This window comes from Amycolatopsis sp. NPDC050768 (assembly GCF_040654155.1).
In the GTDB taxonomy this organism is placed as follows: domain Bacteria; phylum Actinomycetota; class Actinomycetes; order Mycobacteriales; family Pseudonocardiaceae; genus Amycolatopsis.
The window spans coordinates 110539-125659 of sequence record NZ_JBFAHL010000010.1 but is presented as its reverse complement, the minus strand read 5'-3'; the positions used below and the strand labels follow the sequence as shown (position 1 = coordinate 125659).

General features: G+C 70.6%; 16 protein-coding genes. 9 read left to right on the top strand and 7 right to left on the bottom strand.

All coding sequences use genetic code 11. The features are described 5' to 3' along the window. The first annotated feature begins 31 nt into the window (after nt 1-31). Complete coding sequence (gene mptB / locus AB0H62_RS28210) at nt 32-1606, top strand: polyprenol phosphomannose-dependent alpha 1,6 mannosyltransferase MptB (RefSeq protein ID WP_360589217.1); 1575 nt, start codon at nt 32-34, stop codon at nt 1604-1606. Here the strand turns inward: mptB and AB0H62_RS28205 are convergent. Genes AB0H62_RS28205 through AB0H62_RS28185 form a run of 5 tightly spaced genes read right to left on the bottom strand, consistent with a single transcriptional unit; the run spans nt 1603 to nt 5969 of the window. Further along, nucleotides 1603-2286, bottom strand: coding sequence for a hypothetical protein (locus AB0H62_RS28205; RefSeq protein ID WP_360589215.1), 684 nt, complete (start codon nt 2284-2286; stop codon nt 1603-1605). The genes mptB and AB0H62_RS28205 overlap by 4 nt on opposite strands. A 30-nt stretch (nt 2287-2316) precedes the next feature. Then, nucleotides 2317-2721, bottom strand: coding sequence for a hypothetical protein (locus tag AB0H62_RS28200; RefSeq protein ID WP_360589213.1), 405 nt, complete (start codon nt 2719-2721; stop codon nt 2317-2319). Between the two features lie 4 nt (nt 2722-2725). Continuing rightward, nucleotides 2726-3139 (bottom strand): TIGR03668 family PPOX class F420-dependent oxidoreductase, encoded by a 414-nt coding sequence (locus AB0H62_RS28195; RefSeq protein ID WP_220240686.1) that lies wholly within the window; start codon nt 3137-3139, stop codon nt 2726-2728. A gap of 2 nt (nt 3140-3141) precedes the next feature. Then, nucleotides 3142-4041, bottom strand: a complete 900-nt coding sequence (locus tag AB0H62_RS28190) for an LD-carboxypeptidase (protein WP_360589210.1) — start codon at nt 4039-4041, stop codon at nt 3142-3144. Further along, a complete protein-coding gene (locus tag AB0H62_RS28185) occupies nt 4038-5969 on the bottom strand; it encodes a prolyl oligopeptidase family serine peptidase (RefSeq protein WP_360589208.1) in 1932 nt (643 codons plus the stop codon). The genes AB0H62_RS28190 and AB0H62_RS28185 overlap by 4 nt, the downstream gene beginning before the upstream one ends. A gap of 119 nt (nt 5970-6088) precedes the next feature. On the opposite strand from AB0H62_RS28185, the gene AB0H62_RS28180 reads away from it, so the two are divergent. The 4 genes from AB0H62_RS28180 to AB0H62_RS28165 all read left to right on the top strand — a co-directional run bounded on the left by AB0H62_RS28180 (nt 6089) and on the right by AB0H62_RS28165 (nt 9147). Next, on the top strand, nt 6089-6664 hold the full coding sequence (locus AB0H62_RS28180) for a DUF3090 domain-containing protein (protein WP_220240689.1): 576 nt from the start codon (nt 6089-6091) through the stop codon (nt 6662-6664). A gap of 8 nt (nt 6665-6672) precedes the next feature. Continuing rightward, nucleotides 6673-7482: an SCO1664 family protein gene (locus tag AB0H62_RS28175; RefSeq protein WP_360589206.1), complete on the top strand. Its 810-nt coding sequence runs from the start codon at nt 6673-6675 to the stop codon at nt 7480-7482. Beyond that, nucleotides 7452-8339: a phosphotransferase gene (locus tag AB0H62_RS28170; protein ID WP_360589502.1), complete on the top strand. Its 888-nt coding sequence runs from the start codon at nt 7452-7454 to the stop codon at nt 8337-8339. The genes AB0H62_RS28175 and AB0H62_RS28170 overlap by 31 nt, the downstream gene beginning before the upstream one ends. A gap of 112 nt (nt 8340-8451) precedes the next feature. Beyond that, complete coding sequence (locus AB0H62_RS28165) at nt 8452-9147, top strand: hemerythrin domain-containing protein (RefSeq protein ID WP_220240691.1); 696 nt, start codon at nt 8452-8454, stop codon at nt 9145-9147. 22 nt (nt 9148-9169) lie between these two features. Here AB0H62_RS28165 and AB0H62_RS28160 read toward each other — a convergent pair whose 3' ends face one another. Next, a complete protein-coding gene (locus AB0H62_RS28160; protein WP_360589204.1) occupies nt 9170-9946 on the bottom strand; it encodes a M50 family metallopeptidase in 777 nt (258 codons plus the stop codon). A 102-nt stretch (nt 9947-10048) separates the two neighbouring features. Here AB0H62_RS28160 and AB0H62_RS28155 point away from each other — a divergent pair, with 102 nt between their 5' ends. The 3 genes from AB0H62_RS28155 to AB0H62_RS28145 all read left to right on the top strand — a co-directional run bounded on the left by AB0H62_RS28155 (nt 10049) and on the right by AB0H62_RS28145 (nt 12880). After that, nucleotides 10049-10855, top strand: a complete 807-nt coding sequence (locus AB0H62_RS28155) for a DUF3097 domain-containing protein (protein ID WP_360589202.1) — start codon at nt 10049-10051, stop codon at nt 10853-10855. Between the two features lie 103 nt (nt 10856-10958). Then, nucleotides 10959-11393, top strand: a complete 435-nt coding sequence (locus AB0H62_RS28150) for an NfeD family protein (RefSeq protein ID WP_220240693.1) — start codon at nt 10959-10961, stop codon at nt 11391-11393. A gap of 53 nt (nt 11394-11446) precedes the next feature. Next, nucleotides 11447-12880: an SPFH domain-containing protein gene (locus AB0H62_RS28145; RefSeq protein WP_360589500.1), complete on the top strand. Its 1434-nt coding sequence runs from the start codon at nt 11447-11449 to the stop codon at nt 12878-12880. Between the two features lie 61 nt (nt 12881-12941). On the opposite strand, the gene AB0H62_RS28140 is transcribed toward AB0H62_RS28145, so the two are convergent. Next, entirely contained in the window at nt 12942-14288 is a 1347-nt protein-coding gene (locus AB0H62_RS28140; RefSeq protein WP_220240694.1) for an MFS transporter, read from the bottom strand. Between the two features lie 254 nt (nt 14289-14542). Between AB0H62_RS28140 and AB0H62_RS28135 the strand changes: the two genes are divergently transcribed. After that, nucleotides 14543-15040: a pyridoxamine 5'-phosphate oxidase family protein gene (locus AB0H62_RS28135; RefSeq protein WP_360589199.1), complete on the top strand. Its 498-nt coding sequence runs from the start codon at nt 14543-14545 to the stop codon at nt 15038-15040. Nucleotides 15041-15121 lie beyond the last annotated feature (81 nt).

Here is a 15121-nt window from a genome sequence, read left to right as displayed (position 1 = left end):
GAAGATTCACCCGGTAATCTCCTGGATCGAAATGGCGACCACCACCGACTCCGCGCAGCCGTCCGCGATCAGCGCCCCGGACGCGCGATTCCTCACGCCCTCGCGGTTCCCATACCGCACGATCGCGATGGGCACCATCGGGACCACGCTGCTCATGCTCGCCGCGCTCGGCGCCGGCGGGATCCTGATCCGCGACCCCGTCCTCGGCCACGGGCCCCTCTCGTGGATCCGCTACGGCCACGGCCGCGCGCTCGCCAACGCACTGCTCTACCTCGGCTTCGCGCTCGTCGTCTGGGCCTGGGTCCGCCTCGGCCGCTACGTGCTCGCCGGCCGCATCGGCAGCAAACCGATCCTCATCGCCGCGCTGTGCTGGATGGCGCCCCTGCTGGTGTCGCCGCCGCTGTTCACCCGCGACGTCTTCTCCTACCTCGGCCAGGGCGCGCAGCTGCTCTACGGGCTCGACCCGTACGCCAACGGCCCCGCCGAGCTCGACGTGCTCCCCAACGTGGTGCAGAACGTCCACCCGCTGTGGCAGACCACGCCCGCCCCGTACGGGCCGCTGTTCCTGCTGATCTCCAAGGGCATCGTGTCCATCACGCAGGACAACATGATCGCCGGCGTGATCCTCACCCGCGTCGTGCTGCTCGTCGGCCTCGGCATGACCCTGTGGGCGCTGCCGCGGCTCGTGAAGCACCTCGGCGGCAAGCTGCCCGTGGCGCTGTGGCTCGCGGTCGCCAGCCCGATGATGGTCATCCACCTCTTCGGCGGCCCGCACAACGACCTCATGATGCTCGGGTTCCTCACCACCGGCGTCCTCGCCGCGCTCGAACGCAAGTACATCGTCGCCGTCGTGCTCGTCACCATCGGCATGCTGATCAAACCGACCGCCGCCGTCGCGCTGCCCTTCCTCGTGTGGATGTGGGCCGCGAACATGACCGGCGAGTCGAAGGTCAAGAACTTCTTCAAGGCCGGCGCCGCGTCCGTCGGGCTTTTCCTGCCCGTGTTCGTCGCCGGCACGTGGCTCTCACTGGGCTCGCTCAACCTCGGCTGGTGGTCGGGCCTCGCGGCGCCCCAGCTCATCGCCAACTGGCTCAACTTCCCGACCGGCATCGGCGAAGCCGTGTACAACCTCGTGCACCTCGTCGCCAACGTCCAGGCCTCGCCGTTCGTCACCGTCGCCCGCGCGATCGCCATGCTCGGCCTCGCCGCCTTCGGCATCCGCCAGTGGTGGCTCGCCCGCGAAGGCGGCGCCAAGGCCGTGTACCGCGCCGCGATCACCCTGCTGGCCGTCGCGATCCTCATGCCGCCCACCCTGCCGTGGTACCTCACATGGGGCTTCGTGCTGATTTCCGCGTTCCCCTGGGGACGCCGCAACCTCTCCGCCGTGGTCGCCGTGTCGGTCTTCGTGACCCTCGTGTACTACCCGACCGGCGAGCAGGCCCTGTACGACTGGTGGTTCATCGCGATCGTCGTGGTGGTGAGCCTCTACGCGGCCGCGTCGCTGCTGCGCCCGGACCCGCTGGGCCTCATCGCGGCGTGGCGGCGACCGCGGGAAGAGAAGTTCCTCCCCGCAGCTCCTGCTGCTTCCCCTGCTTCCCAGGACTAAGACCGCGCGAGCGCCTCGGCGAACACCGGGGCGACTTTCTTCAACACGGACTGGCCCGCCTTGTCGACCCAGTCGATGTTCTTGAACACGAGCGCCTCGGCACGATCACCCTTGCCCAGCACCAGCACGCAGATCCGCACCCCGATGGGTTCGGTCGGCGCCGCGCAGAACCCGTACTGCGCATCCGCCACCTTCGGCGCCGTGAACTCGCTGACCGACGCGAAATCAAGGTGCTGCACCGTCACGTGGCCACAGGCGAGCGCCTTTTTCACGCCATCCACGACCTGAGCACCGGTGTAACCGTCGTACTCGGCCACGAGCTGCGCGATCTCCCCGCTGCGATCGCTCGAATGCGCCTGGGCGCCCAGCTTGGCTTTCGCGTCCCACGGCTGCGCCGCACCGCAGGCATTCACCAGCCGCAACGGCGTGGTCTCGCCGATGATGTACTCGACCGGCTGCACGTACTCGTCCTGCCCGACCTTCGCCAGTTCGTCGTCGGTCGGCAGCAGCCGCTCCAAGGTCGGCGGATGCACCACCGGCGAAGGCGGCGCACTGCTCGACACGGGCGGCGCCTTCGGCATCACGCTGGGCGGCGGCGTCGCCGCACCGGACGAACACCCCGCGACCAGGACCGCGAGACCGGACACCACCGCCGTTTTCCACAAAATCCGTCTGTGCACGCACCAAGATCGTCGATCACCCGGTGATCGTTACCGGTCCTTCGTGAAGGCCCCGGCGAACATCGGCAGCGTGGTCAGCAGGCTCTTCTTCGCCTTGCCGGGTTTCAATCCCTCGTCGTTCACTTCGCTGGATTGGAGGGCCTCTGCCCGATCGCCGTGCGCGAGGAACAGAAAGCACTTGCGAGCATCGGGCGCGTCGGTGGCGGCGCCGCAGAACCCGTACTGCGCGTCGACCCCAGGGAGAGCGGGGGCGGAGAAGGTTTCGTCCACCTTGAAACGGCCTTGTCCCACGACTCCATCGCCACGTTCTTGCACGCGACGATGAGCTTCTTCGGGTACACGACGCTGATGATCGACTGGGCCGCCGTCTCCAGCGCGAACCCGGTCGGCAGCAAGATCGTCGATCACCCAGCGATCGGCAGCCGCCGTCGTCACACCGTTATGCGAAGGACCAGCCGTGCCACGAACGGACGGTCGTGAGGATCACGGCGTGCTCCGGCGGGCGCTCGGCGTACTGCGGGTACTTCGCCACCAGCCACGACACCGGCTCGGCCCGCGCGGCCGGATCCAGCACGCGCGCGACGCCGTCCGCCCGCGCCCACCACAGCTGGGACCAGTCGTCGGAGTAGGCGTCAACCAGGAAGGACACCGACGGGTTCTCCGCGATGTTCGCCAGGCGTCGCAACGAGGTCGTCGACTTCGGTTTGTGGTCCACGGCGAAGGCGATCTCGTCGCCGGACACCGCGAAGGTCACCGGTACCAGGTGCGGGACGCCGGCAGCCGAGACGGTCGCCAGGCGGGCCACCCGAGCGGCGGCAAATCTGGTGCGAGCCTCAAAACCGGAAAGCCGCATGATCAGGCCAGCGCGGGGGAGTCGAGAGTCAGCGTGCCCAGCTCCGTGTCCAGCGAAGCCCGCGCGCCCAGTGGCAAGGTCGGCGACGACGCCACGTGGCCGAACCCGAAGTCGCCCAGCACGGGGATCCCCAAAGGCGTCAAGCGGTCCAGCACCAGCGACCGGATCTCGGCTGGGTCGCCGCACGCGGCCCACGAACCCAGCACCACGCCCCGCGCCCCGGCGAACCAGCCCGAGCGCAGCAGCTGCGTCAGCATCCGGTCGATCCGGTAGACGCTCTCGGTCACGTCCTCCAGCAGCACGATCCCGTCCTCGGCCGACCCCTGCTCGGCCGTGCCGAGCCCAGCCGCGAGCAGCGACAGGTTCCCGCCCACCAGCACCCCCGACGCGCGGCCCGGCACGAGCACGTCCGCCTCCGGTGCCCGCAGCACACGCGTGCGCTCCGGTTCGAACAGCGTGCGGCGCAGGTGCTCGGCCGCGGTCTCGTCGAACAAGACCGAAGCGGGCATCGGCGAGAACAGCGTGTCCAGGTCCAGGTGCGTGGCCACGGCGCGGTGCAGCGCCGTCACGTCGGACGAGCCCGCCAGCACCTTCGGGCCGGCAGCCCGCAACGCCGCCCAGTCGATCAGGTCGAGCATCCGCTGCGAGCCGTACCCGCCGCGGGCCGCGAGTACGCACGAGACCTCCGGGTCGAGCCACGCGGCCGTGAACTCCGCGGCCCGCACCTGGTCCGGCGCCGACAGGTAGCCCGACGTCGAGCCGTGCACCGCCTCGCCGACCCGCACCTTCACGCCCCAGCCGCGCAGCACCGGGAGCGCCGCGTCGAGCAGGTCCGGCGCCACGGGACCGGACGGCGCCACCAGCGCCACCGTGTCCCCGGGCGCCAGCCGCGGTGGTCTCATCGGGACAGCTCCAGCTTCGCCACGTCCGGCGTCGCGAACCCGAACACCTGGCCGTAGAACGACAGCTCGGCCTCCAGCGCCGTCACGATCGTCTCCGCCCGCCGGAACCCGTGCTGCTCACCCGGGAACCGCAGGTAGGCGTGGCCGACGCCGCTGCCGGCCAGCCCGGCGACGAACCGGTCCGCCTGCTCCGGCGGGCAGATCTGGTCCTCCAGCCCCTGCAGGAACAGCACCGGCCCCGCCAGCGAACCCGCGTGCGTGATCGGCGAGCGCTCCCGGTAGCGCTCCTCGGTCTCCGGGTACGGCCCGACCAGCCCCACGAGGTACTGCGACTCGAAGTCGTGCGTCTCGCCGCCCGCGCCCGTCCACGTGGCGAGGTCCAGGATCGGGAACTTCACCGTCGCGGCCGCGTACGTGCGGGTCATCGTGATCGACGCCGCCGACGTGAACCCGCCCGCACTGCCGCCCCGGATCCCCAGCCGCGCGCCGTCGGCGGCGCCCTCGGCCACGAGCGCCTCGGCCACCGCCACGCAATCGCCGACGTCCACCACACCCCACTGCTCGCGCAGCCGCTCCCGGAACGCCCGCCCGTAGCCGGTCGAGCCGCCGTAGTTCACGGCCACCACGCCGATGCCGCGGCTGGTGAAGTACGCGATCGTCAGGTCCAGCGCCGCGTCGCTGCGCCCGGTCGGCCCGCCGTGCACGTGGACCAGGAACGGCGGCCGCTCACCCTCGGGACCGGTGAAGTCCGGGTTCCGCGGCCCGAACACGAATGCCGGGATCCGCGAACCGTCCGCCGCGGCGAACACGCGCTCCTGCGGCACCGGCAGGTAGTCCGACGACGGCAGGTCGGCCGGCTGCGGCGTCAGCGCCGTCCACGTACCCGCCTCGAGATCCACCCGCACCACGGCGCTCTCGCGATCCGCGCCCCCGGCGATCCCCGCGACACCACCCGGCACCGCGGCCAGCCCCGACGTCGACCACACGCTCAGCTCCGGCACCACCGGCGTCACCGAACCGGCGTGCTCGTCGAGCACCGCCAACCCGTCCTCCGTGAGGACGGCGTGCCGCCCGCCGCCGAGCGGGGCGAACCAGCTCGCGCCGAGCTTCCACATGGCACCGCCGATCTCCTGCTCCACCGGTGCGAGGTTCACCACCGACCCGTCGAGCCCGACGCGGTGCAGGTTCCACCAGCCGTCCGGGTCCAGCAGCGCCAGCAGCCGGTCCGGCGTCTCCCACTCCAGCTGGCAGACCGCCACGTCAGTGCCACCGGCCAGCACGCGGGCCTCACCGAACACCCCGTCGCCGTCCACGGGCGCGACGAACAGCTCCGTGCCGTCCCACGGCATCGCCGGGTGATCCCACGCGAGCCACGCCGCGTGCGCGCCGTCGGGCGAGAGCTGCGGCGCCGTGAAAAAGCGGTGCCCCTCAACGAGCACCCGCTCGGCACCACCCGCGAGGGGGATGGCCACGAGCTCGCGGGAAATGTCCGTGCGGCGCGGCCCGGTGCTGCGCTCACGCACCGCCCACACCTCGCCGGCGAGGCCTGCGCGGAGATCGCTGTAGCGCACGCCCTGCGACTCGGCCGGCTCCGGCGTCAGCGGCGTCACCTCACCGGCGACGGACGCGTACACCCGCTGATCGGCCCAATGGGTGAAAACCACGACGGCACCGATCGCGACCCACGGGCGGCCGCCGTACTCGTGCACCCGGTTGCGGACGTTCCACGGCGCGGGCACCACGTCCTCGACCCCGCCACCCGGCACCGCGCGCACGAGCGCCACGCGGCCACCTTCGGCCGGTCGGGCCTCGGCCCACCACAGTTCGTCACCCACGGTCGCCGGCCACTGTGCGCCACCTCCCGCGGCCGCCACGTCCGCCGCCGAAACGGGTGAGGTCCAGGTTCCGTATGCAGAGATCTGTGGCACCCGGAAAGCCTAACGGCGATCCGCTGCGTGTCCGCACCCGCACGCACCGCACCGAAATCCCGATCAACCAGGGGCGGCGGATGCCGATCAAGCGACCGTGGCCTAGGGTCGGGGGTGCTATGTCTCGCGTAATCCACGTCTTCCGCAAGCCCGACCGGTTCGTCGCCGGAACGGTCGGCGAGCCCGGCGATCGCACGTTCTACCTCCAGGCGTCGGAAGATGTCCGGACGGTCAGCGTGACGATCGAGAAACAGCAGGTCGTCGTTCTCGCCGAACGCCTCGGCTCCCTTCTGGAGGAGGTCGCCAGCCGCTTCGGCGCGGACGTGCCCACCGACGTCCCCGACGACCAGCTCGACGTCGACCCCCTCACGGTCCCCGTCGAGGAGGAGTTCCGCGTCGGCACCATGGGTCTCGGCTGGGACGCCGACTCCAGCGCCGTCGTGATCGAGCTCCTCGCGATCACCGAGGGTGAGGTCGACGAGACCGTGGTCCTCGACGACACCGAAGAGGGTCCCGACGCCGTGCGCGTGTTCCTCACCCCGGTCGGCGCCCGCGCCTTCGCCGAGCGCGCCGACCGCGTCGTCAACGCCGGGCGCAAGCCGTGCCCGCTGTGCGGCGAGCCGCTCGACTCGACCGGGCACATCTGCCCGCGGCAGAACGGCTACCGCCGCGACGTCGACGTGGCCGAGGACTGAGGGCGCCGGTGGCCAGCACTCCGCCGGAGCCGACGGACCCCGCCGCGCGCGAGTTCGTCACCCACGGCCGCATCGACGTCGAGGGCCGGCTCGTCGACGCCTCCAACGTCACCCTGTTCTGCGCGATCGAGCTCGACGGCGTCACCGGCCGTGTGGTCTACAAGCCGGTGTCGGGGGAGCGGCCGCTGTGGGACTTCCCCGACGGCACCCTCGCCGGCCGTGAGGTCGCGACCGCGATGATCGCCGACGCGTCCGGCCTCGGCGCCATCCCGCCCACGGTCCTGCGCGACGGCCCGTTCGGGCCCGGCATGGTCCAGCTGTGGGTGGAGACCGCCGAGGACGACGACGTCGTCGACGTCTGCGCCCCCGACGAGGTCCCCGAAGGCTGGCGCACCGTGCTGCACGCCCACGACCGCCTCGGCGACCCGGCGGTGCTGGTGCACGCCGACCACCCCGGGATGCGTGAGCTGGCCGTGCTCGACGTCATCGTGAACAACACCGACCGCAAGGGCGGGCATCTGCTCGCGGGCACCGACGGCCGTGTCTACGGCGTCGACCACGGCATCTGCCTGCACACCGACCCGAAGCTGCGGACCGTGCTGTGGGGCTGGATCGGCGAGCGCCTCGGGGACGACACCGCGGAGAAGTTGCGCAAGCTGCGGTCCGACCTCGACGGCAAGCTCGGCGCCGACCTCGGCGAGCACATCACCACCTTCGAGGTCCGCGCGCTCTCACAGCGCGCCGACTTCCTGCTCGCCGAAGGCGTCTTCCCCGAACCCGGCGACGACTGGCGCGCGATCCCCTGGCCGCTCTTCTGAGCGACTCGCTGGACACCGCGGCCCGCGCCCGGCTGGTCGACCGGTTCGGCGCGGGCGTCGGACCGTGGTGCGACGCACTGCCCGACCTCGTCGCGCGCCTGGCGCAGCGCTGGAACCTCACGGTCCGGGAAGCGCGCCCGGGCAACACCGGCCGGACGCTGCTGTGCGACGGCCCCGACGGTCCCCATGTCCTGAAGCTGTGCCCCGATCCCGGGATCGCCCAGGCCGAAGCCACGGCTTTGCTGGCGTGGGCCGGTCTGCCGCAGGTCGTGCAGCTGCTCGACACCGACCTCGCCGCAGGTGCGATCCTGCTCGAAGGCCTCGTGCCCGGCACGACCCTGACCGGCACCGAAATTCCCTGGGACGAGGTCCGCGACCTGCTCGGCCAGCTCCACGAGGTCGCGGCGGACGGCCCGTTCCCGACCCAGCTCGAGCGCGTCCACGCGATGTTCGACCTCGCCGAACGCCGGCTGCGCGGCAGCAGGGCGGAAGAGCACCTGCCGCTCGACGTGCTGCACGCCGGACGCACCCGCGCCGAAACCCTCGCCACGACCGGTCCCGTCGCCCTCGTCCACGGCGACCTGCACCCCGGCAACGTCCTCGACGCCGGCCCGGCCCGCGGCATCGTCGCGATCGACCCCCGCCCGTGCGTCGGCGACCCCGCTCTCGACGGCGTCGACTGGGCGTTCCTCCCGCTCGCCGACGGCGGCACGCTCGACGATGGCCTCGCCCGGCTGCCCGACCCCGACCGCACCCGCGCGTGGTGCGTCGCGCTCGCCCCGCTGATGGCGATGGGACCCCTGCGCCGTACCGGCCCGACGCCCTTCACCGACGCGGTCCTCGCGCTCCTGCCTTAACGAGTGTGGCGCTCGTCACTGTTCGGCCCCGGGTTCAACCGCCGCCGCCCCGGGCCCCGTGTCGCGCGGAGCCGCGCGCGCACGCGCCGGCTCCCGCTGCCGAAGGACTGACATGACCGCAACGAAGGCTCCCGGCGCGATGACCCGCGAGATGCGCATGGTGCACACCGCGCTGCGCCGCGAGTTCGGGCTGATGCCGAAGCTGATCGCCGGCGTCGCCGAAGGGGACACGCAGCGCGCCGCGCTCGTCGCCGACCACCTCGGGCTCGTCAGCACGATCCTGCACCACCACCATCACGCCGAAGATCTCGAGATCTGGCCCAACCTGCTCGAACGCTGCCCCGCCGACGTCGCCCCGCTCGTGTACGGCATGGAGCGCCACCACGAACGCATCGCGTTCCTCGGCGTCGACCTCACCGACGCCGTCGCGGCGTGGCGCGCCGAGCCGAACACCGCGCACCGCGACGCCGTGCTGGCCGTCCTCGACCCGCTGATCGCCGTGCTGAACGAACACCTCGGCGCGGAAGAGGACTACGTGCTCCCGCTCATCGAACAGCACATCACCGCCGCGGAGTGGGACACCATGGTCGCCCAGGGCGCGGCCGAGCTCCCCGCCGAGAAGCTCCCGCTCGTGCTCGGGATCATGATGTACGAAGGCGACCCCGGCGCCGTCCAGGACGCACTCGGCAACCTGCCCGCCGAAGCCCGCGACACCGTCGCCGAGCTGGCGCCGCGCCTGTACGCGGACCTCGCCGAAACCCTCCACGGCACCCGCACCCCGCCGAAGGAATCCACGCCGGCCCGCTGAACCGGCACGTCACGGCCACACGTCACGGCCACAGGAGCGGCACCGCCTTCTCCAGTGCCCAGCCGATGACCACGAACCAGCCGGCGATCCACACGAACGCCGGGATCGAGGTGAGCTCCGCGAGGCCGGCCGCGTCGTCGGTGTGGTGCCGCAGGCCGTGGCGCACCCGGTTGGACACGAGCGCGGCCAGCCCGCCGATCTCGCTGGTGAGCAACAGCCACGTCTCGCCGTACGCGACCGCGTTCTGCACCCACCCCGGCGCCGTCCGCCAGACGGTGAAAGTGACCATCCCGAGCGCGACGACCGCGACGAAGGTGATCAGGTCACGCGTGACCACCAGCACGAGCACCATCACCAGCGTGGTGAGCGCGAGGACGGCGGGCGCGTAGCCGTGCCGCAACAGCCCGGCGGCACCGAGCCCAGCCAGCGACGGCATCGCGTACCCGGCCACGCAGGTCAAGGTCCGCGACCACAGCGATCGCGTCCACGACCACGTGGCGCCGCTGTCGGCGCTGGTGATCGCGATCCGGTACACCCCACCGCCGGTGACGACGCTCGCGAGCGCGTGCCCGCTCTCGTGGAACACCGTCCCCAGCACGTTCGCGCGCCCGATCAGCAGATCCTTCTCGCTCGTCAGGAACGCGAACGTCCCCGTCGACACCGCGGCCGCGAACAGCCCCGTCACCAGCACCAACCACTGCCCGGGCGCCTCGACCGCCTCAGTCAGCGACCCGAAGAACCCCCCACCCGCCATGACCTCGACCTCCCCTGGGAACGGCAGGAACCCGAAGAATCGCACGTGGGTACGACATTTCCGGCCCACCGAAGCGCGTCAAGGATCAGCCGCCGCCCGGCGTGGCGGCAGGACTTCACCCCACGAACCGCACTAGCGTGCTCGGCCGTGCGCTCACATTCGTACGACGACGTGCTGTCGGGTCCGCGCAAGCGGAAGATCCCCGAAGTCCCGGCCGAACGGGGGCTCGTGGTCGAAGACCCCGCCAGCGGCTTTTGCGGCGCGGTCGTGAAGATCGAGTACGGCAACGTCGTCCTCGAGGATGCCAAGGGTCGCCAGCGTGTGTTCCCGCTCGGCCCCGCGGCGTTCCTGCTGGAGGGCAAGCCCGTCACGCTCGTGCCGGTCCGCAAGGCCGCCGCGCCCGTCAAGCAGGTGTCGGCGTCCGGGTCGGTGAAGGTGCAGGGTCTGCAGGCGCGCGTCGCGCGGGACTCCCGGATCTGGGTCGAGGGCAAGCACGACGCGGAGCTCGTCGAGCGCGTGTGGGGCCACGACCTGCGCGTGGAAGGCGTCGTCGTGGAACCGCTCGACGGCGTCGACGTGCTGGCCGAGAAGATCGCCGAGTTCGGCACCGGGCCCGGCCGCCGCCTCGGCGTGCTGGTCGATCACCTCGTGAAGGGCAGCAAGGAGTCGCGGCTGGTCGCACAGGTCCGCGACGAGCAGGTGCTCGTGACCGGTCACCCGTACGTGGATATCTGGCAGGCCGTGAAACCTGCCGCCGTCGGCATCCGCGCGTGGCCGGAGATCCCGCGCGGCACCGAGTGGAAGGTCGGCATCTGCGAGGCGCTCGGCTGGGGCGAGACCTATGAAGGCTGGCAACGGGTCCTGGCCGCCGTGAGCAGTTTCCGCGACCTCGAGACACCGCTCATCGGCGCCGTCGAACGGCTCATCGACTTCGTCACCGAGCCCTCGGAATGAGCACGAAATGAGCCCGGTATGCCCGGTTTCGGACAAGGTCACGCGTCGGTCACGTCGAGTCACTTGCCCGGTGCGAACCGGCGCGATCTGAGAGCATGAGCACATGGCAGCAGCATTGATCTGGCTGATCATCGGCATCGTCCTGATGATCGCGGAAGTCATCTCCGGCGACTTCGTGTTGATCATGCTCGGCATCGCCGCGCTGCTCGGCGCCGGCTCCGAAGCGATCACCGGCAACATCTTCATCGACGTCGCCGTGTTCGCCGTCAGCTCCGTCGCGCTGCTGGCGCTGGCCCGCCCCATGCTCAAGCGCCGCTTCCTCGCCGGCTCCCACACGCCCACGGGCACGGACGCGCTCATCGGCGCCCGCGCCGTCGTGGTGTCCACAGTGGACTACGACGCCGGGCAGGTGAAGATCGGGGGAGAGATCTGGTCGGCGCGCGCCGTGCACGAGTCGCACCCGCCGATCGCGCCGGGCACCAGCGTCACCGTCGTCGAAATCTCCGGCGCCACCGCCGTGGTGGACATCGTGTCGTGATCGCGAGAACTCCGGAAAACGGTACTAGGTAAGGGGAAACGCTCTTGTCCACAATTGCGATCGTCGTGGTCGCGCTCCTGATCTTGTTCGTCATCATCACGGTGGTCAAGGCGATCATGGTGGTGCCGCAGGCCCAGTCGGCGGTGATCGAGCGACTCGGCCGGTTCCGCACGGTCGCCTCGCCCGGCCTGACGTTCCTGGTGCCGTTCCTGGACAAGGTCCGCGCCCGGATCGACCTGCGCGAGCAGGTCGTCTCGTTCCCGCCGCAGCCGGTGATCACCGAGGACAACCTGACGGTCAACATCGACACCGTCGTGTACTTCCAAGTCACCGACTCGCGCGCCGCGGTCTACGAGATCTCCAACTACATCATCGGTGTCGAGCAGCTCACCACCACCACACTCCGCAATGTGGTCGGTGGCATGAGCCTGGAGCAGACGCTGACCTCCCGCGACGCGATCAACAGCCAGCTGCGCGGCGTGCTCGACGAGGCCACCGGCCGCTGGGGCATCCGCGTCGCGCGGGTCGAGCTCAAGGCGATCGACCCGCCGCCGTCGATCCAGGACTCGATGGAGAAGCAGATGCGCGCCGACCGGGAGAAGCGCGCGATGATCCTCACCGCCGAAGGTCAGCGGGAGTCGTCGATCAAGACGGCGGAAGGCCAGAAGCAGAGCCAGATCCTCTCCGCCGAAGGCCAGAAGCAGGCCGCGATCCTCGCGGCCGAGGCCGAACGGCAGTCCCGCATCCTGCGCGCGCAGGGTGAACGCGCCGCCCGCTACCTGCAGGCCCAGGGCCAGGCGAAGGCGATCGAGAAGGTGTTCGCCGCCATCAAGGCCGGCCGCCCGACGCCCGAGGTGCTCGCCTACCAGTACCTGCAGACCCTGCCGCAGATGGCGCAGGGCGACGCGAACAAGGTCTGGATGATCCCGAGCGACTACGGCAAGGCCCTCGAAGGCTTCGCCCGCGCGCTCGGCGCCCCCGGCGACGACGGCGTGTTCCGCTACGAGCCGCCGAAGGACGACACCCCCGAACGCCCCGACCTGGACGACGACGAGGTCGCCGGCTGGTTCGACACCTCGACCGACCCGAAGGTCGCCGAGGCCGTCGCCGCCGCAGAAGCCGTGGCGCGCAAGGAGGTGCCGAGCCCGCTCAACACCGCGCCGCCGCGCCGCGCCCTCGGTGGACCCACCCCGGCACCGGAAGCCGCGGCTCCGGCGGCACCGGCGGAAGAAGAGCCGCCCGCACCGCCGGCCCCGGCCACGCCGCCGCCCAGCACGCCGCCGCCGGGTGTCCAGCAGCAGAACCCGCCGTCGCTCCCGCAGCCGCAGCCCCCGACCACGCCGCCGGGTGGCCCGTACCAGGGCCCGCCGCAGCAGTTCGGCGGCCAGCAGGGTCAGCAGGGACAGCAGGGTCCGGGCAGCGGGCCGTTCCCGCAGCAGGGCCCGTTCGGCGGACCCCAGGGCGGGCCGCCGCAGCAGCGCCGCTGACACATCACGCGAAAAGAGGGGCGCCGCACCGGATTCCGGTGCGGCGCCCCTCTTTTTGTCGCTAGCGGCGGGCGTAGACGCTGACGTCGTCGATGTTCGCCTTCGACCGGTCCGGCAGCGCGATCACACACAGGATCGTGACCACCGCGGACAACACGATGTAGATCGACACCGAGTACGGCGTGCCCGTCAGGTGCAGCAGCCAGGTCGCCAGCAGCGGCGCGGGCCCACCCGCGAACACCGACGCCAGCTGGTACCCGAGGCCGGCGCCGCCGTAACGCAGGTGCGTCGGGAAGCTCTCGCCGATCAGCGCGGCCTGCGGCCCGTACTGCATCGCGTGCGCGACCAGCGACACGATCACCGCGATGAAGATCAGGGCGTGCCCGCCGTGGCTCAGCACCGTGAAGTACGGGAACGCGATCAGCGCCGTGAGCACCGCGCCGGTCAGGTACACCCGTTTTCGGCCGATGCGGTCGGAGAGCTGGGAGAACACCGGGATCAGCACCAGCTCCGCCAACGCGCCGACGAGCACCGCGTTGAGGACGAACGTCTTGCTGAACTCAGGACGCTCCACCACGTACACGAGCACGAAGCTGGTGAACAGGTAGAACGGCATCTGCTCGCTGAAGCGCAGACCGGCTGAGAGCAGGATCTCCCGCCAGTGGTGGCGCACCGCGTCCTTCACCGGCGCCTTGGACGTCTTCTTGTTCGCCACCACCGCCGCGAACATCGGCGTCTCGAGGATCCGCAGCCGGATCACCAGCCCGATGACCACGAGCACCAGACTCAGCAGGAACGGGATCCGCCAGCCCCACGAGTCGAAGTCCTCTTTCGACAGCGTCGCCGACAGCAGCGTCATGCCACCGGTTCCGAGCACCAGGCCGACCGGCACGCCGATCTGCGCGAAGCTCGCGAGGAGCCCGCGCCTTCGCTGGTCACCCCATTCCATCGCGAGCAGCACCGACCCGCTCCACTCACCGCCGATCGCGATGCCCTGGATCAGTCGCAGCAGCACCAGGATCAACGGCGCCGCGAACCCGATCGACGCCGTCCCCGGCAGCACCCCCACCACCGCCGAGGACAGGCCCATCAGCAGGAGTGTGACGATCAGCGTCGCCTTGCGCCCCAGCCGATCGCCCCAGTGCCCGAAGATCGCCGCGCCGACCGGCCGGGCCGCGAACCCGACCGCGTAGGTGGCGAACGACTGCATCACGCCGGCGTATCCGCTCGAGGAGGGGAAGAACAGGTGCGGGAAAACAAGTGCCGCTGCCGTGTTGTAGAGGAAAAAGTCGTACCACTCGATCGTCGTGCCGATCGACCCGGCGAGCGCCGCTCGCCGCACTTGCACTCGACGGTCTCCCGTGGACGCTTGGACTGACTGGCTGACTTCGTTGTCGCCTAGAACCATGGGTGCACACCTCTCGTGACTGGCGTCACTCAATAGTGTGAGCCGTGCCCGCCTGTTTGGCGATTCCTGACGAACGATGCGGGAAGGTCGTTTCGTTCTGTCACCCTTTGTGGTCGTATTCCGCCGAAAACCACGGTCTGCGATTGTTCCGAAAAACTTCGCGATGGGTGTCGGAAACCCGTGCGCGGCTCCGTCCCCGCGGTGACAACAGACCGAAGCTCACCGGCCGGACCGACACCACCGAGGAGAACCCCGTGGACCGCAGTGAGATCACCGAGATCCTCGACCGGCCGCTCAGCCAGGAGCTGCTGGCGCGCGACTTGACCCGCCTGGCGTACGTCGCGCAGGACGGGACGCCGCGCAACGTGCCGATCGCGTTCACCTGGAGCGGCACCGAGATTGTCATGTGCACCGCCAAGAACGCGCCGAAGCTCCCGTCCCTGCGGGCCAACCCGATGGTGGCGCTCACGATCGACACCGAGGTGCACCCGCCCAAGATCCTGCTCATCCGGGGCCGCGCCGAGCTCGACGTCGTCGACGGGATCCCCGAGGAGTATCTGCAGATGAACGGCAACTACGAGATGACCGCCGAACAGCGGGTCGAGTGGGAGGCCGAGGTCCGCTCGCTCTACGACGGCATGGTCCGCATCGTCGTGACCCCGACCTGGGCGAAGCTCATCGACTTCGAGACCACACTGCCCAGCGCCGTCGAAGAGCTGGTCAAGCAGCGCGCCGAGTGTCAGCAAGCCTGAAAACCCCAGCCGGAAAAAGTTTCGCCGCGGGATGTCGAGAACCCGCGAACGGCTGCGTCCCCGTACCGAACCCGGCCAGAA

Bases quoted from the DNA above. Each gene is read 5' to 3' on its own strand.
- mptB (WP_360589217.1), top strand. From the start codon at position 32: ATGGCGACCACCACCGACTCCGCGCAGCCGTCCGCGATCAGCGCCCCG.
- AB0H62_RS28195 (WP_220240686.1), bottom strand. From the start codon at position 3,139: ATGCGGCTTTCCGGTTTTGAGGCTCGCACCAGATTTGCCGCCGCTCGG.
- AB0H62_RS28190 (WP_360589210.1), bottom strand. From the start codon at position 4,041: ATGAGACCACCGCGGCTGGCGCCCGGGGACACGGTGGCGCTGGTGGCG.
- AB0H62_RS28180 (WP_220240689.1), top strand. From the start codon at position 6,089: ATGTCTCGCGTAATCCACGTCTTCCGCAAGCCCGACCGGTTCGTCGCC.
- AB0H62_RS28165 (WP_220240691.1), top strand. From the start codon at position 8,452: ATGACCGCAACGAAGGCTCCCGGCGCGATGACCCGCGAGATGCGCATG.
- AB0H62_RS28150 (WP_220240693.1), top strand. From the start codon at position 10,959: ATGGCAGCAGCATTGATCTGGCTGATCATCGGCATCGTCCTGATGATC.
- AB0H62_RS28140 (WP_220240694.1), bottom strand. From the start codon at position 14,288: ATGGTTCTAGGCGACAACGAAGTCAGCCAGTCAGTCCAAGCGTCCACG.